The sequence below is a fragment of the Myxococcales bacterium genome (assembly GCA_016703425.1).
In the GTDB taxonomy this organism is placed as follows: Bacteria; Myxococcota_A; Polyangia; order Polyangiales; family Polyangiaceae; genus JADJCA01.
Map to the genome: position 1 here is coordinate 1,207,687 of JADJCA010000001.1, position 21,679 is coordinate 1,229,365.

The window sequence follows — 21,679 nt, forward strand, 5'->3', positions numbered from 1 at the left end:
CGCCGGGGACTTACTGCGAGAATGGACAGCGTGCAAGGCGACGGCGAGCTTTCCATCGGCAATTTTGTCGAGCGGGAGCGAGTAATACGCTTCGCGCGCGAAGCACCTTACGCAGTCGCCGCGCTTCGACGTGCGGTTCGTGCGGCAATCGTTGCCGTACCCGTTCCAGCGTGCCTATAAGCTGACCCGTGCGTAGTCCGTCCCTCCCGCGGGTCTTCATCACCGGGGTCGGTGTTGTCAGTTCCATCGGCGTGGGGAAAAAGGCCTTCTACGATGGCCTCCTCGCTGGCAAGAGCGGCATCTCACGCGTCGAGTCCTTCGACCCGAAAGAGCTTGGCCGCGAATACGCGGGCGAGGTGAAAGGCTTCCACGCGCGCGACTTTCTGACCGCCGCCGAGGGGCGCCGAGCGGGCCGATGCTCCGCCATGACGCTCGCCGCTGCGCGCCTCGCTCTGGAAGACGCGGCCTTGGCCACCGGCGCGCTTCGCGGCGGCCGCACCGCCGTCGTGCTGGGCACGACGATGGGCGAGGCGACGCTCCTTGCTGAACTCGACTATGCGCTGATGACCAAGGGGCCGGCCGCCGTGCGGCGGGCGCTCATTCCGAAATACGGCTCCACGCTCCTGCCCATTCACGTGGCCCGCGCCATCGGCGCCGAGGGGATGGTGCTCACGCTGCCCGCGGCATGCGCCGCCGGCAACTACGCCATCGGCTTCGCCGCCGATCTCATCCGCGCCGGTCGCGCCGACGTCGTCGTCACCGGCGCGGCGGAGCTGCTGCAAGAGCTGCAGTTCAGCGGCTTCGTGCGGCTCGCCGCCATGGCCCAATCGCGCTGCCAGCCCTTCGACCTCCATCGGCAAGGCCTGATCCTCGGAGAGGGTGCGGCGCTCTTGGTGCTCGAGTCGGAGGCCCACGCAGCGAAGCGAGGCGTCGCTCTCCAGGCGGAGGTGGGCGGTTACGGAATCTCCTGCGACGGCTACCACATCACGAGGCCGCACCCGAACGCGGACGGCAGCGTCCGAGCGATGCGCGAGGCCATCTCTCGCAGTGGGATCTCAGAAGCCGACATCGACTTCGTGAACGCCCACGGCACGGGAACGAAGGCCAACGACACCGCCGAGGCCAAGGTCATGCGCGACGTCTTCGGCGAGCGCCTCGTTCCGATCTCGAGCATCAAGTCGATGCTTGGACACTGCATGGGTGCCGCCAGCGCGCTCGAGGCGGCGTCTTGCGTGATGACCCTGGAGCGCGGCTACTACCCGCCGACCATCGGCTACGAGACGCCCGATCCCGAGTGCGACGTGGCGCTCGTGGCCAATGAGGCGCGCGCCGGAAAGACGGACATCGTACTCAACAACTCGCTCGCCTTTGGCGGCTACAACGCCGTCACCGTGTTCGCCCGCCCCGGGCTCCTCCCTCCGCCCGGCGCGCGCCCCGGCGCCGCGCCGCGGAGCGCCGCGTGACGCCCCAAGCCATCACGGGGCTCGGCATCGTGGCCACCGTCGGTACGGGCCGCGACGCGTTCTTTCAGGCGATGCGGACGCCTGTTCGCTTGAGTGAAGCCCCGCCACGCGTGATCGAGTCCTTCGATCCGAAGGCCTACGCTGAGCCGCCGGCGGTCTTCGAGGCACTCGCCTTCGACCCTGCGAAGCTCCTCGGAGATAAGGGGCTTCGCACCCTCGATCGGTTGACGAAGCTCCTCATCGTGAGCGCTCGCCTCGCGCTTCACGACGCGGGCCTGAAGAAAGACGGCTCGCTCGTGGCGCTCGCTCCGGAACGCACCGGCGTCGTCACCTCAAACGCCTACGGCAGCCTGGAAGCGATCACGGAGCTCGACCGCGTCGCGCAGCTCGAAGACGCGCGGTACATCAACCCGGCCAAGTTTCCCAACACCGTCGCCAACAGCGCCAGCGGCTATGTGAGCATTTGGGAAGAACTCCGCGCCCTCAACGTCGCCGTCTGCGACGGCAACTGCGGCGGCCTGGACGCCGTGTCGGTGGCGGAGATGCAGTTCACCGCCGAGCGCGCCGACGCGATCCTCGTGGGCGGGGGTGAAGCCATGAGCGAAGCGCTGTTCGTCGCGTTCATGCAGCTCGGCGCGTTGGCGCAGGGCGCGTGCCTCGGAGAAGGCGCCGCGTACCTCGTGACCGAACCGATGGCTCTGGCCGCGGCGCGCGGCGCGAGGATCCTGGGTGTTGTGACCGGCTTCGGAACTGCGTTCGTGGGACCGTCGACGGGAGAGGCGCTCCTCTTCGCTTCGCCCGAGGCCATGACGAAGGCCATCGAGGCCGCGCTCGCCGACGCCGGCATCGGCCCCGGCGACGTCGACGTGGTGGCGAGCGGTCTCGCGGGCCTGCCTGAGTTCGACGCCGCGGAGAAGAGAGGCATCGAGCAGGCGCTCGGCGCAGACGTTTGCATCGCGACACCGAAACACGTGCTCGGCGAAACGCTCGGCGCCGGCGGCACGATGGGCATGGCCGCTGCTACGGCGTGGTTCGCGGGCGCTCCGCCTTTTCCGACGCTCGCGGAAGCGAGTCCGCGAGCCCTGGCGCCGAAGGTCGTCCTCGTGACGTCGCTGGGTTACTACGGCAACGCGAGCGCCGTCGTCTTGAGGCGTCCTGGGTCGTAGCGTCGTGCGCACCGGCCGGACCTGGGTTGATTTCCGCGAGGCTGCCGTGCCGCTGCGCGAGCGGCACCGACGATGAGGTGGTGCGTCGTCGAAGTCCGCGATCTCGGCCCAAGGAGCCCCACAGAACTGCTGGACGCTAGCCGCGACGCTCGTGCGACCTTCGAGAGCCACGGGGCGCGTGGCCCTCCAGCCAGAGTGGTGCCATCGCGCGCGCTCGCGAGCGGCGAGCAGCGCGTGGGCGCCGTCGGAGATCGGCGCGGCCGGTGCTGGTGCGGTGACCCAGGTCTACGTTTGCGCGGCGGGTTGGCAGCGCACGCCCAAGGCAGCGAAGCGATAGGTGCCCTCTGGGAACACGGTGCTCTCACCCGCGATCCATCGGAGTCGTGCGTCGCGGTAGGCCTTTCGGAAGCCGCGGAGCGCCGAGAGCTCTTGGCGCCGCCGCTCTTTGTTGCGACAGGCCACATGGGGCCGGAGCTTGCGGCGAGGCTCGACGGTACGCGGCCTGCTCGTCGGCGCCGTGCCGAGCACGGCCTTGCGTCCAAGCACGCGTCGCCCCGTCTTCGCGCGCCGCGCTTTCGCCGCGTCCTCTTCCGCACGGACCGCAGCGGCGATCTTGTCGGCCCATTCCTTGGCCGCGAGGTGCTCGAAGCCGTCCACGGGCTCGATGCGAAGGGTCACCTCTTTCGGCATCGGGCCGTCTTCCCGGAAGAAGGCGCGTGGGCGCTTGATGGTCCTCGTCGTGCCGCGAAGATGTTGGCCGAACGACGACGCACCAGGCCACTCCGCGACTCGCTCGACGAGGTTGTCAGCGACGGGGTTGCAGAGAACGTAGATGAGCTTGTCGAAGCGGTCTTGGGCTTCAACAAGGTAAACGGCGTTGGGCTGCTCGGTGGCCCAGAGGTTTTCCCAGCGACCCCAATGCGCGTTGAGAGCCTTGGCGATCATCTTATGGAAGTGGGCGAAGAACTCGGGGTAGTTCCCGAGGTTGTCGCGGACGAGCAGGTGCTGGTGGTTGCTCATCGCGATGAAGCCATGCAGCGTGATCTTGTAGCGCTCGCACGCCTCCGCGAGGCAGTAGAGGTAGATCTGCTCGACGCGCGCATCGGGACGCAACAGGTGCTGCCGCTGCGTGCAGCGGCGACTGGTGAGGTACGTCCGACCAGCGACGACCTGACGGGGAAGCGTCATGAACGTTACATCGGCGGCGACGCGAGCCAAGTTGCTGCGACGAGGCAAAAAAGGAACTCAGGACCGGTCTCGCCTCGCAATCACGCTGGCGACCGCCACAACAACGGCCTCAGGCACGTCCCGCCAATCGCCAACGCCTCCGCGAAGGTCATCGAAATCCGTGGTCTCGCGACAGAGCCTCCAGGCGGCAGCAACAGGCGTGGCTCCGCCCGCAAGGAGAGGCGAGAGGAGCTCGACGAGCGGTTGCGTGCCTCGATCAACGGTTCTGACGACGAGCTGCATCATGAGTTGCTCGGAGCGTTCGGTGCGCGACCTCATAGCACCCGGCGCGGGTCTCGATCCGAGCGTCAGGCGCGAGGGAGTGCCGACGCTCCAGCTCGCGTGCCGCTCCCACCACAGCGCGACGTGGCCCCGTTCGCAAAGGAGTGCAACGGCGCGACAGAATGCGTCCGCGCGCGGTCCCGTCGAGGTGAGTGCCTCTTCAACGGGGCGCGCGGCGAGCGACAACAGGACGGTCGAACTCCCCTGTGCATGGACGAGGTCGTCCTTGACGAAGGTCGCGCTCGCGGTGGCGCTGAACGCGGCTCCTTCTGCCCGAAGGTCCAGCCGACAGGACCAACGGGATAGCCGCAAGAGATCCTCGGCGGCCACCACCGCCCCTCCATAGAGCATCAGAACGCCCACGCTCGCAACAAGCAGGGCCAGCGCCACATACGCGAGGCCAACCCAAATCCGTCGCTCGCCTTCGAGGAACGGGCCAACCCCAAGGAAGATGCCGAGGCAAAGCAAGCCGGCACCCAGAGAGAGAATCAGCAAGTTGCCAAGCCAGCTCCGCGCTTCGGCGCTCCACGCCGGCACCGCGCTCTTCAACGGGAACTCGCATCGGGGGCACCAGGCCGCGTCACCTGCACCGTTGCCGCAGGCGGGGCAGATGACGCCGAGCGCTTCGGGGACATGCGCCGCGCTCGCGGGCGCTGCCCCGCGTATCGCCTGGAAGCCAATACCGAAGAGCCAGATGGCAATGCCCCCGACGACAAGCCCGAAGAACCCCCGAATGAGCCATCCGAATATCGGAGGCCCAGAGACCCTAGCCCCGAGCACGCTGACGGTAATGCCTCCCAAGAACGCCGCGAGCAGCAGCGGCAAGGCCGCCTCCGCGAGACGGGACGACAGCGGTGAGCGCCGGGCGCGAACGGTTCCCATCGAGGGGAGGAGCCGCCTGCGACGCTCTTGTCGCAGGACCGCCTGGGCCTACGAACGCGGTCCCGACAGGGGACCGTGCCATACGCCGCGACGACGCCGCGCGCCTGACGTCAATCCCGCATGAAGTGGCAGCTGTACCCGCCAGGGTGCTTCTCCAAGTAGTCCTGGTGGTAGTCCTCGGCTTTGGTGAAGGGGCCCGCCGCGACGACCTCGGTGACGATGGGGCGCTTCCACTTGCCCGACGCGTTCACCTTCGCCTTGACGGCCTCGGCGGTCGCCTTTTGCGCCGGCGACGTGAAGAAGATCGCCGATCGGTACTGCGTGCCCACGTCGTTGCCTTGACGGTTCTCGGTCGTCGGGTCGTGCATCTTGAAGAACCACTTCTCGAGGAGGTCCGCGTAGCTCAGCTTCGTGGGGTCAAAGAGGATTCGCACCGACTCCGCGTGGCCCGTGGCGCCGGTCTTTACGTGCTCGTAGGTGGGGCGCGCGCTCGTGCCGCCCGCGTACCCGACCTCCGTGTCGATGACGCCCGGGATCTTTCGAAGGAGCTCCTCCATTCCCCAGAAGCAACCGCCAGCGAGCACCGCCTCTTCGACCGTGGCGTTGCAGCTCGCCTTGGTGGCGCTTCCCTCCGCGGCGGGGGCGCCGCCCTTGGCGGAGCCCGGTGCACAGGCGTTGTCTGTCTTTGCGGCCGGCGTCGTGGCGCCCTTGGTGAAGAGTGCGCGGTAGGCCCCGTAACCTTCAGCTTCGAGCTTCTCGGTGGGAACGAAGCGGAGCGACGCGGAGTTGATGCAGTAGCGCAAGCCCGTCGGCGCGGGGCCATCTTCAAAGACGTGCCCGAGGTGCGAGTCGCCAGCCTTTGACCGAACCTCGACGCGGACCATGCCGTGCGCGCGATCGGTCTTGGAAACGACGCGCGTCTCCTCGACGGGCTTGGTGAAGCTGGGCCAGCCGGTGCCGGACTCAAACTTGTCGAGGGAACTGAAGAGCGGCTCGCCCGTGGCGACGTCGACGTAGAGGCCCTCTGCGTGGTTGTCCCAGAACTCGTTGCGGAAGGGAGGCTCGGTCGCGTCCTCCTGCGTGACCTTGTATTGGAGCGGCGAGAGCTTCTGCTTGAGCTCGCTGACGGGTGGCTTGGTGTAGATGCGGTTTTCCATGATCGCTCCTTGAGCTCGGTCATCGGCCCGCACGGCAGCGCCCGGCGCCGCGGTGGCCGCCACGTCGGAGCCGGCCCGACGCGAGCAGCCCAAGACCACGGCGAACAGGACGGTGATGAGAACTGCGAGGCACGAACGCGTAGGATTCAGCATGTGTCAGCCTCAGGGGCACGTGGCCTTGCGAGACGAACCAGGACAGTGGTCCCGGCCCTGCCCCGAGGCAAGCCTTCGTGCTGTTACGTGCCGGCGGCACGGTCGGATCGGAGTCGATACGCGGCGCGACCCCCACGGTTACGGGCATTCGGCACGCCCGCCTAACCCATGGCGTTCACTCGCAAAATTGTGAATGATTCAGCCATGGCTCGCTCCATCACGCAGCGCATGCTCGGGGGGCCGGCGGTGTTCGCGTTCGCGTTGGCCGCGAGCGGCTGCGGGCGGTCGACGCCGGCGCCGGCACCGCAGCAAGCGCCGTCATCCTCGGCTCCAATGGCTCCCGCTTCCCGCGCCTCCGCGGTCGCGCTGCCCTTCATCGAAGATGATTACCCGCGCGCCCTTCGCGAAGCGCGACGCACCGGCCGAGCCATCTTCGTCGACGTGTGGGCGCCGTGGTGTCACACGTGCCTCAGCCTCAAGCAATACGTCCTCACCGATCCGTCGCTCGCGCCGCACGCAGCTCGCTTCGTGTGGCTCTCCATCGACTCGGAGCGACCTGAGAACGCAGCGCTCGTCGAGCGGCTCCGAATCACTGCGCTGCCCACGCTCACGATCGTGGAGCCTGCGCGCGAAACGGAGGCTTGGACGTGGCGCGGCGCGTTGACGGCCAAAGAGCTCGTCGGCTCTCTCTCCATGGTGGAGGAGCGGCTGCGCAATCCCGGGAGTCAAGCCGACCTCGAAGCCGCCGAGCTCGCGGCTCGGAGCGGGCGTGAGGGCGAAGCGCTGGACGCCTACAAGCGAGCGCTCGCGGCAGCGACCGGTGAAGCCCGTGGACCGGTGGCCGACGCCTTCGTCACGCTGCTCGATGCGCAAAAGCGATTCGCCGATTGCGCGGCGGTGGCTGCGCAAGTGGGGCCATCGCTGCCCGAAGGGACCTACCGCGTGGACCTCGCGATCACCGGCGCTCACTGCTCCGTCGAGGCGACGGCGGGGAAGGATAAGTCGGGGGCCGCCGCGCACGCCGCGGCAGCACCCTTCATCCGGGAGCTTCGTCTCCTTTCCGGCGGGACATCGTCGGCGGTGCTCGCCGACGACCGATCGAGCGCCTTCGAGGCACTCGTCAGCACGCTGCGCGAAACCGGCGACGCGGAGGGCGCGAAGGCCGCGGCCCGGGAGTGGGCCCTCATGCTCGAGGGCGCGGCGGGCAAGGCGAAGACCGCGGCCGAGCGCGTCGTCTTCGACGCCCATCGGCTGGGCGCGTACATCGAGCTGGGCGAGCCGGCGCGCGCCCTTCCGATGCTGGAGGCGTCGGAGCGCGACTTTCCCGACGACTACAACCCGAGCGCGCGAAGGGCTCGTGCGCTCCTTGAGCTCGGTCGCCTCGACGACGCCACGAAGGCCGCCGAGCGCGCACTCGAGCGCGCCTACGGCCCGCGACGCCTTCGGCTGTTCATCCTGAAGGCCGACATCAGCAAGAAACGCGGAGACCGAACCGCCGAGCGCGCGAGCCTCGACGACGCGCTGGCCGACGCCAAGCGGCTCTCGTTGCGCGACAGCTACCGGAAACTCGTCGAATCCATCGAAGCGCGTCGCAAGGCGCTGCCTTAGTGCTGAGTTTCACTTGGGACGACGGGTTGTTCGGCGGCCCAATGCGGGGCAAAGGGCCGGAGAACAACCCTCGATCGCCAGGGATCTGAACGTTCCCATGACGGTTTGGTTTTCGACCGACCGTTCAGTTCAACGGAAACGGTGCCCTAGCGGAGGCCGATCGGCACCGCGAAACGGACCGCTGCGCGGGCAAGGGTGGAAGAGCGTCGGCGTCAACGAAGATACTGAAAATTCAAGCGCAATCGGCGGTTGACCGCGGCCCGTGGGCTGGGGTACGAGCGAGGGCGCCTCCGAGGGCATGGGCGTCTTCCGACAGAACTCGGGGCCCCCCGAACACGCTCTCGCCCGAGCCCGCTCCGGCGCCCGCGCCCTTCCTCCTCAACCGATGCCCTTCCCTTCCCTCCGTCGCCACGCGCCCCGTGCGCGCGCCCTCCGCGAGCAGGGGCCAGGCCGCGGTCGTGCATGGGGCCGACGGACCGCCGCGCTCCGCGTGCTCGTCCTCGCGGCTTTCGCCGCTCTCCTCGCCTTCGCGCCGCGGACGGCCCTCGCCCAGACGACCGACGCGGGCGTGCGCCCGGCGGCGCGCCTCGACGCCGGCGCGCCGAAGGCCGACGTGAGGACCGCAGGCGCAACGGACGGAGGGTCCGATGCCGCCAGCGTGGAGCCGGAGGTCGCCGCGGCGACGGGCCCGACGGTACGCATCCCCGCCACGGAAGCGGAGAAGGCCGACGGCGACCCCATCGCGGCCATCGAGGTGAGCGGCAACCGCCGAGTCGCACGCGAAGACGTCATCTCCTACTTGAAGCTCAAGGTCGGTCAGCCCTTCAAGATGGAGGCGCTCTCGGTCGACGTGCGGGCCCTCTGGGACGCCGGCTTCTTCGACGACATCGAGGTCGACCTGACACGGCAAGCGAGCGGCGTTCGCCTCCGCTTCGTCGTGCGCGAGCGCCCCAACATCAAGGGCATCGAGTTCGAAGGCAACGACGAGATCGAGGCCGACAAGCTCACCGAGGCCATCGAGGTCAAGACCAACACCATCCTGAGCGTCCCGGCGGTGCGGCGGAGCGTGCAGAAGGTCAAGGATGCCTACGCAGAGAAGGGCTACTTCCTCGCGGAGGTCGAGTACACCGTCGAGCCGCAGCGCGACAACGAGGTCATCGTTCGCTTCAAGGTGAAGGAACACCAGCCGGTCACGGTCCGGCGCGTCACCTTCATCGGCAACGAGAACGTCCCCGACGCCGACTTGCGTGAGGTCATGCAGACGGGTCAGGGCGGCTTCTTCGCCTTCGGCTCCGGCGGGCCCTACCGACAGGACGTCTTCGAGCGCGACGTGCTCATGCTCTCGGCGCTCTACTACGACAAGGGCTACATGAGCGTGCAGGTGGCGACGCCGCGCGTGATGCTCTCGCCGGACCGCGAGGGCATCGAGATCACGCTCGTCATCAACGAGGGACCGCGCTTCAAGATCCGCCAACTGCGCGTCTACGAGCGCGACGAGGACGGCAGGGAAATCGAGCCTCTCGGCGGCCGTCGCGCCCTGCGCCAGATGGTCAAGGCCAAGACCGGCGATTGGTTCAACCGCGCCGGCGTCGTGAAGGATCTGCAGGCCGTTCGCACGCTCTACCGCGACGCCGGTTACTACTTCGTTGAGGCCGATCCAGAGACCAACGTCGACGCGCAGAAGCGCGAGGTCGACATCGTCATTCCCATCCGCCGAGGCCCCCTCACGCGCGTCGAGCGCATCCAAGTGAAGGGCAACACCAAGACCCGCGACAAGGTCATTCGCCGCGAGATGGAGATCGCCGAGGGCGATCTCTACTCCGAGACCAAGGTCGAAGACTCGAAGCGTCGCGTGACGGCGCTCGGCTACTTCGAGCGCGTCGACGTGACCACCGAGCAGGGCTCGGCCAACGACCGCGTCATCATCAACTTCGAGATCGGCGAGCGCCCCACGGGCACGTTCCAGGTCGGCGCCGGCTTCAGCTCTGTCGAGAACTTCATCGCCACGGCGCAGGTGCAGCAGGCGAACCTCTTCGGCAACGGGCAATCGCTGGCGCTCCAGGGGCAGTTCTCCAGCCTTCGGCAAATCGTCAGCGTCCGCTTCTTCGAGCCTTATTTCTTCGACTCCGACTGGTCGTTCTCGACGGAGCTCTTCCAGCAGGTCTACGTCTTTCCGGACTTCTCGCGGCAGTCGCTCGGCGGCTCGTTGACCTACGGTTATGCGCTCGTCCAGCCGTGGCTGCGCCTGTCCATGACGGGCACCGTGCAGAACGACCGCGTGTCCACCTCCGCGGGCAACACGCTCTTCGGCTCGTCGTCGAATTTCGGCAACGTGTTCCAGCGCTTGCCCCTCGCGAACCTCTTCAACGACGGCCGCACGGTTTCGCTGCGCCCAGCCCTCATCTTCGACACGCGCGACAACCGACTCTTCCCCACGAGCGGCCTCTACCTCCAGTTGTCGAGCGAGTGGGCCGACGAGAACATCGGCAGCGAGCTTGAGTTCTTGCGTCACCGGTTCACGGGCGGCGCCTACTACCCGCTCGGCGGTGGAACGGGCCAGCCCGGCTCGGGCTTCGTCCTCAAGCTCAACACCGAGCTTGGCTACATCACGAGCCCCAGGCCCGAGGGCGTTCCGATCTATCAGCGCTTCTTCCTCGGCGGCATCCTCGACATGCGCGGCTATCGACTCCGCACCGTCGGCCCGCGCTTGCCACTCAACGCTTCGCTCGACCCGAACGCCCAGCCGATCCCCGACGGCGCCCGCATCGGCGGCAACCTCCAGGCCTACTCCAACCTCGAGCTTGAGTTCCCCATCGTCGACAAGGTCGGCATCCGCGGCGTCGTCTTCACCGACGTCGGCAATGCGTGGAACACCGAGGAGCAGTTCTGCAAGACGACGCCGGCGCCGCAGTTCCCCAACGTCGTCCGGCCCTGTTTCGGCGCCGACGCGCTGCTCAACGTCCGCGCGAGCTCCGGCTTCGGCATTCGCTGGTTCTCGCCCTTGGGGCCGCTCCGCTTCGAGTGGGGCTTCCCGTGGAAGCCGCTCCCCTTCGAAGAGAGCTACGTCTTCGAGTTCACCATCGGCAACTTCTTCTAGCCCGACCCGGGCTCGCCGCCGCCACGGCGCAGGAGGCGTGCCCACACGTGTGCACAATGCCCGCATTTTCAGGGACCTGACGGTTCCTGGATCGCGGGAGGCCATGGCGGATCGGACGAGACCAGTGCGACAGCGGAGCCTCGCGCGCTTTTCGAAAGAACACGCCAATTCCGCGCGGGGTATGGGCGTTGCAGCTCCGCGGTCCATGCGGGAACACGAAACCAACGACCTCTCCTTGGACACGCTCGACGCCGTTGCTGGCGGCTTGGGGCGGACCCACTTCCAGCGCGCCGAAGCGCCCGCGCCGATGGGCGGCTACCAGGAGGTCGGCCCAGCGTTCGACCCGGGACTCCTCATGCCGCAGCACGCGCCTCAGTACGCTCCCGCGCGCATCGGCTGGAGCTCGCAGGCGCCGGCGGCGGCAAGCACCGTAGCCAACATGTTCGGACCGCAAGGGTTCCTGCCGGTGGCTCAGGCGCCGCAGCAGGTTGCGCCGCGGCCAGTCGCTGCGCCGGCGCCACAGCCGCAAGCGAACCCCTTCGCGCAGATCTCGCAGGGACTCGGCGTCGCCAACCAAGCGATGGGGCTCTTCAAGAACCTCGGCGGCATGTTCGGCGGAGGCCAACAGGGCGCCAGCCAGGGGGCACAGCAAGGCGCGCAAGGAGCGCAGCAGCCGCAAGGCGAGGGCGACTTCATGGGCGGCAACGAGGGCCCCGGCGCGGGCAACAACGACTTCGGCGGTGGTGACTTCGGCGGCGGCGACTTTGGCGGCGGTGACTTCGGCGGCTTCTGAGTCCCGACGAGACCGGTAACCGCTAGAGATCACGCATCAATCTTCGCGCCCTTGTGGGTAGTCGCGAGGCCGTTCCCGTAGTAGGAAAACGGCTTCCGAAGGACGCGAAGAAGCATGGCCGAAGACCTCCCCCCGGGCGACTCCACGAGCTCCACCAACGGCCCCCCGCCGGCGCCTCCCGCTGGCGGTGGCGCGGGAGGAGCGACCCCAAATCAGCGCGTTCCCGTCTCCATCACGGACGAGATGCGGACGAGCTACCTCGATTACGCGATGAGCGTGATCATCGGCCGCGCGATCCCCGACGCGCGCGACGGCCTCAAGCCCGTCCATCGACGCATCCTCTTCTCGGCCTACGAGCAGCGCATCGTTCCGGGCACCGCGCACAAGAAGAGCGCGAAGGTCGTCGGTGACGTGCTCGCGCAGTACCACCCGCACGGTGACGCCTCCGTCTACGACGCGATGGTGCGCCTCGCGCAAGACTTCTCGATGCGCTACCCGCTCATCGACGGTCAGGGGAACTTCGGCAGCGTCGACGGCGATCCGCCAGCCGCCTACCGCTACACGGAAGCGCGTCTGTCGCGCATCGCCGTCGAGCTCCTGACGGACATCGAGAAGGAGTGCGTCGACTTCCAGTCGAACTTCGACGACTCGAAGGAAGAGCCGCGGGTCCTGCCGTCGCGAATCCCCAACCTGCTCGTCAACGGCTCCGGCGGTATCGCCGTCGGCATGGCGACGAACATCCCGCCACACAACCTCGGAGAGGTCGTCGACGCGACGATGCACCTCCTCAGAAACCCCGAGTCGACGGTCGACGACCTGATGCGTTTCGTGCCGGGCCCCGACTTCCCGACGGGCGCCGTCATCTACGGTCGCTCAGGCATCGAGCAGGCGCAGCGCACGGGTCGCGGCACCATCGTGATGCGAGCGCGTATTCACGTCGAGAAGGCCCAAGGCCGCGGCGAGCGCGAGCAAATCGTCATCACCGAGATTCCCTACCAGATGAACAAGGCGCGCGTGGCCGCGCGCATCGGTGAGCTGGTCCGCGAGAAGAAGCTCGAAGGCATCAGCGAGATCAGGGATGAGTCGGACCGCGACGGCATCCGCCTCGTCGTCGAGCTCAAGCGCGACGTCGTGCCCCAGGTGGTCATCAACCAGCTCTACCGGATGACGGACCTGCAATCGACCTTCGGCGTCATCAACCTCGCCATCGTGCAGGGTCGGCCGCAGGTGCTGAACCTCCGCGAGACGCTCGCCGTCTTCATCGAGCATCGCCGCGACGTCGTCACACGCCGCACGCGCTTTGAACTCAACCAAGCCGAGGGCCAGCGCGAGCTCGTCGAAGGCCTGGGCATGGCCACGACGGACATCGACAAGGTCATCAAGACCATCCGCGCCGCGCGCGACTCGGAACAGGCCCGCGTCGCGCTCATGGCGCTGCCGCTATCGGGCTTGGAAGAGTTCGTGAGGCGGGCCGGCCGGCCGGCCAACGAGATCGACGAAGCAAAGAAGCGCGGCGAGTATTTCCTCTCCGAGCGCCAAGCCAAGGCCATCCTCGAGATGCGCCTGTCGAAGCTTACGGGCCTCGAGCAAGAGAAGCTCGCGACCGAATACGGTGAGCTCTGCGAAGTCATCACGCGGCTCCGCGCCATCCTCGCCGACGAGCGCCTTCTGCGTGACGTCATCGCCATGGAGCTCGAGGAGATTCGCGGCAAGTACGCCGACAAGCGCCGCACCGAGATCGTGCAGACGGAAGCGGAGATCAACGACGAAGACCTCATCCAAGAAGAGGACATGGTCGTCACGATCTCGCACGCCGGGTACATCAAGCGGACCGGCACGAGCGACTACCGCGCGCAGAAGCGCGGCGGTCGCGGCAAGATCGGCATGGAGGCCCGCGACGAGGACTTCGTCAACCAGCTCTTCGTCGCCTCAACACACTCGCTCATCTTCATCTTCTCCGACAAGGGGAAGGTCTTCGTGAAGAAGGTCTACGAGATTCCCCTCGGCACGCGGACCTCGAAGGGCCGCGCCATCGTGAACTTCGTCGGCATGGAGACCGGCGAGAAGGTCGCGGCCATCGTCGCCGTGCCCAAGATCGAGGCGGGCCGTTTCGTCGTCACGCTGACCAAGAAGGGTCAGATCAAGAAGACCGAGCTGCTTGAGTACGAGAACTTCCGCGAGAAGGGCATCATCGGCGTCAAGATCGAAGACAGCGACGCGCTCCTCTCGGCGGCGCTCACCGACGGCGAGCGCGAGTTCCTCATCGCGACGCGCCAGGGCCAGTCGATCCGGTTCCCCGAGGATCAGGTTCGTCCTATGGGCCGCGCCACGATGGGTGTGAAGGGCATCGACATCGTCGAAGGCGACGCCGTCGTCGGCTTCGCCGTGACCGATTCGGAGCGCAACCACGTGCTCGCCGTCTGCGAAAACGGTTTCGGGAAGCGCACCCAACTCGAGGAGTTCCGCAAGCAGAACCGCGGCGGCAAGGGGATCATCCTCATCGACGCCAGCGAGCGAAACGGCCCCGTGGTCGACATCAAGCTCGTCGGCGACGCCGATCAGGTCATGCTGATCACCGATCGCGGGCAGCTCATTCGCACCGGCGTCGCGGAGATTCGCGAGACAGGACGCAACGCCCAAGGCGTGAAGCTGATGACCCTCGACGAAGGCGAGCGCATCGTCGCGCTCGAGCGCATGGCGGAGAGCGCCGCCGACGAAACAGCCGGCGGCGATTCGCTCATCCCCGCGGAAGGCTCGTTGCCTCCCGACGGCTCGGCGCCGACCGACGCGTCCGTTCCTCCGGACGCGCCGGACGCCAGCGACTCGGTGCCTCCGGGAGACGGCTCGGTTAACTGAAGGGCGATGTGCGGCCCCTCCACGGCGCCGCCAGAAGCGCTTGCGCCAGAGGACCTATCGGGTACGAAGGCGGGATGCGTCTCGGCAGGAGCTCTCGCGCTGTATGGCTTATTTTGGCGGCCGCGTGCGGCTCCTCCGACGCGCCGTCGAATGAATCGCCCGCATCCCCGGGCGGCAATGGCTCCGGCGTTGCGGGTCCTGGAGCCCCCGCGGCGACCGCCGCACCAAGTTCGACGGTCACCGACGTCGTCGGTTTGTGGGCCGTCTCTGGGAGCGACGCCCGCGGCAGTTACAGCGGCGATGTTGAGGTGCGCTCGAGCGCCGCCGGGTTGAGCTTCACGCGGGCCATCCGTTACGCGGGAGTCACCGTCGAGGACGGTCGCGAGCTCCATTGGCTGATTCGCGGAAAGGTCGACGGCGGCCCGAACGCTACGTCGTACGCGCTCGCCGCTTCCTTGCGCCGCATCGACTTCATCGCGAAGCGCGGCGGCGTCGTGCGCGGCTCAAACGACGGCCCCATCGCGCTGGTCGGCGCCATGGCGCTCACGGGCAAGGGTGAACTTGACGTGAGCCTATTGGGAGGTGGCATCTCGATTCGCGAAACCTGGCGTTCGCGGCGGGCGCTGCCGTCGGAGCCGCTCTACGTGGACCAGCGTCGATGGATGGCCTCGCACGACCCGCCCACGGCGAGCGAGAAGCAGCTCAGCTTCTCTTTGTTCGCCAACTACCACACGCTCGACATTGTTAAGCCCTACGTCGGCCGCGCTGACTTCCAGGCGGCCCAGCACGGCCATTTCGTGGATCCCTCGGACCTCGACTTCTACCGTCAGAATCCCAACGCGCTCCGCGTCGTCGACAAAGTCATCGACGAGGTGAGCCTCGGTGAGACGCGAGCAAGAGCCGACTCGTTTCGCCACACGCTGGCTCGAAAGGCCGAGCTCTACGACAAGGACATCGAAGAGCGCTTCGTTGACCCGGACCTCGGCATGATCCCCGAAGGAGGCACGCCCGGCGCCGGCTTTGCAGGCCACGGCCCGTCGGGCGACGGCTCCCTTTGGACGGGCATCTACCTCGCGGGCCAAGTCTACCGACATCAGGTGACGGGAAGCGCTGTCGCCAAAGCGAACGTCGTCCGGTCGCTCAACGCGCTCTTGACGCTCCAGGAGATCACCGGCGACTGGTCGCAGTTCGCGCGGACGCTGCGCAAGCCGCAGGTCGGCATTGCACCACAGGCGCCATGGCACGCCGGCACCGGCTCCTTCTCGCAGTACGAGTGGCTCGCCGGCGGCAACAACGACATGATCAAGGGCCTCTTCTACGGCTACCTGATGGGCTGGGAGCTCCTGTGCGAAGGAGGCAAGACGGGGCATGAGGCGCTTTGTGCACGGATCCGCGTCAATGCGAAACACCTCGCGGATGACGTTCAGCTCGGCGGCTCCAACGCGCCTGCGTCGCAGCTAACCAACAAATTGCCGGCCGCTTGGCTCGCCGCGGTCGTCGCCGAAGACGCCACCGACAAGCTCAACTACCAGACGAAGGCGTCTAGCTACTGGGCGCTTATCAAGTCGGTGTTGCCGTCGACCGCCGTGGCCGGTGTAAACGGGCGCGTGGAAGGCAGCGGCGCGCACCTCGAGTCGGTCTCCGACTTGGTCGCCATGAACCTCGCCAAGCGTATGAACCTGGGCGGCGACGCGACGACGCTCTACCGCGGCCACATCGACCAGAGCTACAAGGTCATCGAGCGACAACGCTTCCCCGAATGGGACCTCCTGAAGGCCGCCTTCGGCTCCGGTGCCGGTCCATCCTCGCCGTCGGTCAAGCTCGCCGTGTCGCGTCTCGAGGAGGCGATGGTCCCAAAGGTCTCCTACAACATCGATCGAACGTTGAACCCGGACTTCTGTATGTCTCCCTATCCTTCGCACCCCTGGAAGGGCGATTGGATGCAGTACCCTCAGGCGGACCGCACCGACGCGCTCAACTCGTATCCGCACTTCGAGATGGAGGTCGACATCCTGTACTGGAAGGTCGGCAACAGCTACCGCAGCACCGAGGGCTACGAAGCTCCCGGCGGTGACTACCTCCATCTCTACTGGTTTGGGCGCAAGCACAACCTGATCGCGGCGAACGACTGACGGAAGAGGCGCCGGAGGGCCCTCGAGGTACCGGCGCCTCGCAACCGAAGGCGCTAGCATCGCAGCCCATGGCGACGCGCTCCCAACGACCCCTCGCACCGAAGCCCGCAGCCCAGAAGAAGGCGGCGGCGAAGCGCGCCAAGGCGTCTGCACCGGCGACCGCCCCCTCCCCGGTCTCGCGCAAGGCGCCCACGCGCGAGGAGGCGCTGGGCGTCTTTGAGCGACTCAAGGCTCACCACCACGACGCGCATTGCGAGCTCGACCACCGAACCCCTTTCGAGCTCATTTGTGCGACCGTGCTCTCGGCGCAAAGCACCGACGTGGCGGTCAACAAGCTCACCCCCGCTCTGTTTGAAAAGTTTCCCGATGCCCGAGCGCTCGCCGCGGCCTCGCAAGACGAGGTTGAAGACGCCATCAACCGCATCGGGATGTACCGACAGAAGGCCAAGAATCTCATCGGGCTCGCGAAGCGCCTCGTGGCCGAGCACGGCGGCGAGGTCCCGCAGTCGATGCAGGAGCTAGTCTTGCTGCCCGGTGTGGGCCGAAAGACAGCCAACGTCGTGCTCGGCGTAGCCTTTGGGAAGCCTGAGGGCGTGGTCGTCGACACCCACGTTCAACGCATCGCCCAGCGCCTCAAGTGGACTCGTCACGACGAGCCGGTCGCCATCGAGCAAGACTTGATGAAGCTTGTGCCCCGAAGCGACTGGGACAAGGCGAGCCATGTGCTCATCTTTCACGGTCGACGGGTCTGCGGGGCGCAGAAGCCGGCCTGCACGACGTGCCCGATTCACGACGTCTGCCCCAGCGCCTTCCGCGCGGAAAACGTCGGACGAAAGCCACCGCGAACGCGCAGCTGAGGCGTCGTCGCGGGCGGAGCCGCATCGCGTCCTCGCCGCGCGCGCCGGCGCCGCCATGATCGGCTCGATCGTGGGCGCAATGTGCGTCGGGGCGCGCAACTTCCTCTCGCGGGGCGCCGATGTATGGGTCTCCAGCGCATCACGCAGCGGGATTCTTCACCAACGGGCTCGCGCTGCGTATTACCAACTTCCACCCACGAGATGCCCATGGCGCGACGTTCGCATTCTCAGCTCTCGGTCCCGCTCGTCCTTCTGAGCCTCGCCTCCACGGCATGCAGCGACGCCGATTCGCCGCAAGGCCTGACGGCCGTTGCCGAGGGACAACCGAGCGATCGCGCGAGCCCCGCCGCCGAATACGCGTCCGCGCCCGCGCCCGCCGCCACGGCACCGTCTCTCGACGCCGACGCGGGCACCGACGCGAAGGCGCCTACGCCCTTCGACATGCGAAGCTGGCAGCCGCACGGCAAGGGCCTGTGGATCTGGCACTTCGACTACGTCGGGATGACACCTCAGGCGGCGGCCACGCGGGCGAAGGCCCTCGGCGTCGCGTACGTCCTCATCAAGAGCGGCCAAGACGCGAAGTTCTGGACGACGCGATTCAACGCCGCCATCGTCTCCGAGTTCACCTCGCGGGGGATCCGCGTCCTCGCCTGGCCCTACGTCACCCCCACAAACGTCAGCGCCTCGATCGACGCGGCCGCCGAGGCCGCACGCGTTCCGGGCTGCGACGGCCTCGTGCTCGACGTCGAGGTCGAATGGGAGACGGGCGGCAAGACCGCGAACAGCGCCAAGGCGGCCCAACTGTGCCAAGGCATTCGCTCGAAGGTGCCGGGCGTATGGCTCGGTTACACGTCGTTCGGTTGGATCGGCTACCACAGCGCCTTCCCCTTCGCGGCCTTCGATGAGCACTGCGGCGACGCGGCGTTCCCGCAGGTCTACTTCTCGGATCGCGGCGTCGCTTGGAACGGGCCCCACGGCCTCTCAGAGGCGCTCGCGCAGTACAAGGCCGCCGGGCTCAAGGCGCCGCTTTGGCCCATCACGTCGAACGACGACGTCGCAGGGACCAACCAGGGCCCGTCCACGGTCGCGCTCAACGGATTTCTCGCGGCCGCCGGGCCCTACACCTCCCTATGGACCCTGCCCGACAAGGCGCGCCCCGAGAAGCTACAGCAGCTGGACGCGCTCTCGTGGGCGAACCCGTAACGCTAAGCCCGCGACGTCAAGGGGTACCGTCAATCGGTGTCCGCTACTTGGCCTTCGGCTTGGCCGGCGCCGTGGCCTTCTTCCCACCGTCACTCACGGGAACCGTGGCGTCGACGGCGCCCGCGTCGACCGCGGCGCGGGGCACTGCACCGCGCGCTCCCGCCTCACGAGCACCGGCCTCGCTGGCGTCGGTGCCTCCCTCGACGCCCGCGTCGACGACGATCATGTGCTCATAGGTCCCTTGCGACGCGATGACCACGCCGGGCTCCCAGTTGTCACCGCCCTTGCGCGGCGTGTCGTCGCACATCTCCGCCATGAGCGCCCGCTTACGGAAGACCCGCGCACACGCGATCGGCATGCCGGCGTAGCGGTCGTCGAGGTAACGCAAGGAGAGGCGATAGCGCCCCGGCGTCTCCTGAATCTTGAAGACCGTCACAGTCGGTGACGTCGTCACCTCACACCAGGGGCGACCGCTCTGCACGGAGCAGGCTTCGCGGCTCAGTGTGCCCTTGGGCCCAACATCCATGACGCGCGGCTCGATGCGGGGGAACGTTTCGATGTCGTCGGTGGAGCCGAAGGCGCTCCAGCCGAACTGCACGAACGTGTCGTCACTCGGCGGAACGCTGTTGACCTCCGCGACGCTCTCGCCGCGACGGCCTTCGTCGTCGGTCGCCTCGAGCTTGATGGTGAACTTTCCGAGCGCGTCGATGGGAAACGTGACGCGCTGGCCGCTACGCGACAGCGTGAGCTTCGCCGTCGACCCCTTGGCGAGCTCGCCGATGAACCAGCTCCGATCGATGACGGGCCTGGCGCCTTGATCGCTGAGGCCCTCGCACTCGATGGTGCTCTGCCAGGGCGCCGAGAGTCGTGCGAGCCAGTTGACGGTCTGCTGGACACGGCAGACCGCGTGGGCCTTTGGTCCCACGACCTTGCAGGGCGGCGAGCGCCCCGTGTCGAGGTGGACGGCGATGGGGCGCTCGACCTTGGGAATGGCCACCATGTCGAAGGCGACGCCGGGCTGCGCCGGCGGGCACTCGTCGCCGGGCGTGAACTGCGTGGCGTAGACGTGGAGCTGCGAGCCGTTGTCGACGACGGCCTGGATCTCCAGCTTGTCGGCTTGCGAGCTCGGCTCGGCGTAGCCCGCGAGCACCATCTCATCGCCAAACGAAACGCCCTTGGGCGGCAGCGCTCGACTCTTCGGCAAGTCGGAGCGAAAGAACTCGAAGTCGTATTTCGTGCGGAGCGCGTAGAAGCCCGGCTTCGCGCCGATGTAGTCGCTCTGCGCGACACGTCGCGTGGCGAGCCGCTCACCCGGTTGCACGTCCGATTGGAGGCCCACCCGCGTCTTCTGCACGGAGATCGGAAACTCAGGCCTCCCGCACGAAGCGACCGAGAGGAGGACAGCGGCGAGGGAGAAGGTCAAGCCCGCGAGGAGCGACGGAGGCACGGTCTTCATGACGGCGGCAGCATACAGCGGTCACCAAGCGTTGGGAGCGCCATGTGGAGGACGCGCGCGCCGCAGCGTCACGGGCGCCCGCGAAAGGCGCGGACCAGGTCGGCGGTGACGGTGTACGGGTCGGCTTCGCGTCGCTCGACGCGCGAGAGCGCCGCATCGAGCGAGGGCCCGAGCTCCGCCAGCGCCGCCTCGATGAGCGCCTCGCGGAGCGCCTCACGCAGCTCGAGGCGCGCGCGCGCCGCGTGCCGGGCGCGGCCGGTCTCGGTCTGCGTAGCCCAGAGGTAGTGCCGATCGAGCCCCCGCACGAACTCGCTGATGCCTTCGCCGCGCACAGCCACGCAGCGCACGATGGGCGGGGTGAAGGGCCCTTCGCCGACGGCGTCCGCGGAAGCCTCGACGCCGTGCGCCCGTGCCTCGTCCTCGCCGTGCGATAGGCCGTGAACCGCGTGGCCGCGGATCTTGCTCGCCGAGAGGAGTGACTCTTTGCCCAACGCGATCATCAGCTCGAGATCGCGCACCGCAGCGTCGGCGCCATCGCGATCAGCCTTGTTGACAGCGAAGACGTCGGCGCACTCGAGGATGCCCGCCTTGATGGCCTGGACCTCGTCGCCCATTCCCGGAGCCACAACGACGAGCGTCGTGTGCGCCGTTTGCGTGATCTCGAGTTCGTCCTGGCCAACGCCCACCGTTTCGACCAAGACGACGTCGCAACCGAACGCGTCCATGAGCCGCACCATGTCGCGCGCGGAGCGCGAGAGGCCGCCGAGGTGCCCGCGCGTCGCGACGGAGCGAATGAACACGCCGCTGTCGGTGGCGTGACGCTGCATACGGATGCGGTCGCCAAGGATGGCGCCGCCAGAGAAGGGGCTCGTGGGGTCGACGGCCAAGACGCCGACGCGTCGCCCCTCTTTGCGGAAGGCCTCGATGAGCCGGTCGCAGAGCGTCGATTTGCCCGCGCCGGGGTTTCCGGTCACGCCGACGATGCGTGCGCGGCCCGTCTTCGGAAAGAGGTCGCGGAGGAGATCTTGGTGCCCCGCGCTGCGGTCGTCGACAAGGCGAAGGCCGCGCGCGAGGGCCGGCGCGTCTCCGGCCAGGATGCGTTCGGCGAGGGGGTGCATGATCGCGCGCGTCTATAGCGCTGGACGGGCCCGGCGCCTACTTCGCGCTAGGTCACCGAGCGTGATCATGGATCACGCCCGGTTGATTCAGTTTCGTTCTTGTGGGGCTACGCGCCCCCTCGAATCGCGGCGATTCGACGCGCTTCGTGATCCCCGCAGGGGGAAGCCGCCCTGCCTTCGCCTTCGGCGAACCGTGCTTCGCACGGCTCACGCATGAAGCTGGTTCGAG

The 21,679-nt window shown here is 67.6% G+C and carries 14 protein-coding genes; 9 read left to right on the forward strand and 5 right to left on the reverse strand.

What is annotated here, in order from left to right; translation table 11 throughout:
• The first annotated feature begins 188 nt into the window (after positions 1–188).
• Positions 189–1,463, forward strand: coding sequence for a beta-ketoacyl-[acyl-carrier-protein] synthase family protein (locus tag IPG50_05235; protein ID MBK6691593.1), 1,275 nt, complete (start codon positions 189–191; stop codon positions 1,461–1,463).
• Positions 1,460–2,629: a hypothetical protein gene (locus IPG50_05240; GenBank protein ID MBK6691594.1), complete on the forward strand. Its 1,170-nt coding sequence runs from the start codon at positions 1,460–1,462 to the stop codon at positions 2,627–2,629. The genes IPG50_05235 and IPG50_05240 overlap by 4 nt, the downstream gene beginning before the upstream one ends.
• Positions 2,630–2,914: 285 nt before the next feature.
• Here the strand turns inward: IPG50_05240 and IPG50_05245 are convergent, their stop codons facing one another.
• The 3 genes from IPG50_05245 to IPG50_05255 all read right to left on the reverse strand — a co-directional run bounded on the left by IPG50_05245 (position 2,915) and on the right by IPG50_05255 (position 6,330).
• Positions 2,915–3,817: a hypothetical protein gene (locus IPG50_05245; protein ID MBK6691595.1), complete on the reverse strand. Its 903-nt coding sequence runs from the start codon at positions 3,815–3,817 to the stop codon at positions 2,915–2,917.
• A 57-nt stretch (positions 3,818–3,874) separates the two neighbouring features.
• Positions 3,875–5,020 carry a hypothetical protein gene (locus IPG50_05250; protein MBK6691596.1) on the reverse strand — a complete coding sequence of 382 codons (1,146 nt, stop codon included), beginning with the start codon at positions 5,018–5,020 and terminating at the stop codon, positions 3,875–3,877.
• Positions 5,021–5,130: 110 nt separating this feature from the next.
• Positions 5,131–6,330: a bifunctional methionine sulfoxide reductase B/A protein gene (locus IPG50_05255; GenBank protein ID MBK6691597.1), complete on the reverse strand. Its 1,200-nt coding sequence runs from the start codon at positions 6,328–6,330 to the stop codon at positions 5,131–5,133.
• Positions 6,331–6,534: 204 nt separating this feature from the next.
• Here IPG50_05255 and IPG50_05260 point away from each other — a divergent pair, with 204 nt between their 5' ends.
• The 7 genes from IPG50_05260 to IPG50_05290 all read left to right on the forward strand — a co-directional run bounded on the left by IPG50_05260 (position 6,535) and on the right by IPG50_05290 (position 18,876).
• Positions 6,535–7,938, forward strand: a complete 1,404-nt coding sequence (locus IPG50_05260; GenBank protein ID MBK6691598.1) for a thioredoxin family protein — start codon at positions 6,535–6,537, stop codon at positions 7,936–7,938.
• A gap of 700 nt (positions 7,939–8,638) precedes the next feature.
• Positions 8,639–11,035 (forward strand): outer membrane protein assembly factor BamA, encoded by a 2,397-nt coding sequence (gene bamA / locus IPG50_05265; protein MBK6691599.1) that lies wholly within the window; start codon positions 8,639–8,641, stop codon positions 11,033–11,035.
• Between the two features lie 205 nt (positions 11,036–11,240).
• Positions 11,241–11,828, forward strand: a complete 588-nt coding sequence (locus IPG50_05270; protein ID MBK6691600.1) for a hypothetical protein — start codon at positions 11,241–11,243, stop codon at positions 11,826–11,828.
• A gap of 114 nt (positions 11,829–11,942) precedes the next feature.
• The gene (gene gyrA, locus IPG50_05275; GenBank protein MBK6691601.1) at positions 11,943–14,684 is read left to right on the forward strand and encodes a DNA gyrase subunit A; all 2,742 of its coding nucleotides are present in this window, start codon (positions 11,943–11,945) and stop codon (positions 14,682–14,684) included.
• A 74-nt stretch (positions 14,685–14,758) separates the two neighbouring features.
• On the forward strand, positions 14,759–16,816 hold the full coding sequence (locus IPG50_05280) for a hypothetical protein (GenBank protein ID MBK6691602.1): 2,058 nt from the start codon (positions 14,759–14,761) through the stop codon (positions 16,814–16,816).
• A 68-nt stretch (positions 16,817–16,884) separates the two neighbouring features.
• A complete protein-coding gene (gene nth, locus IPG50_05285; protein MBK6691603.1) occupies positions 16,885–17,673 on the forward strand; it encodes an endonuclease III in 789 nt (262 codons plus the stop codon).
• Positions 17,674–17,880: 207 nt separating this feature from the next.
• The gene (locus IPG50_05290; protein MBK6691604.1) at positions 17,881–18,876 is read left to right on the forward strand and encodes a hypothetical protein; all 996 of its coding nucleotides are present in this window, start codon (positions 17,881–17,883) and stop codon (positions 18,874–18,876) included.
• 43 nt (positions 18,877–18,919) lie between these two features.
• Here the strand turns inward: IPG50_05290 and IPG50_05295 are convergent, their stop codons facing one another.
• Positions 18,920–20,332, reverse strand: coding sequence for a hypothetical protein (locus tag IPG50_05295; protein ID MBK6691605.1), 1,413 nt, complete (start codon positions 20,330–20,332; stop codon positions 18,920–18,922).
• A gap of 68 nt (positions 20,333–20,400) precedes the next feature.
• Positions 20,401–21,450 (reverse strand): methylmalonyl Co-A mutase-associated GTPase MeaB, encoded by a 1,050-nt coding sequence (gene meaB, locus IPG50_05300; protein ID MBK6691606.1) that lies wholly within the window; start codon positions 21,448–21,450, stop codon positions 20,401–20,403.
• Positions 21,451–21,679 lie beyond the last annotated feature (229 nt).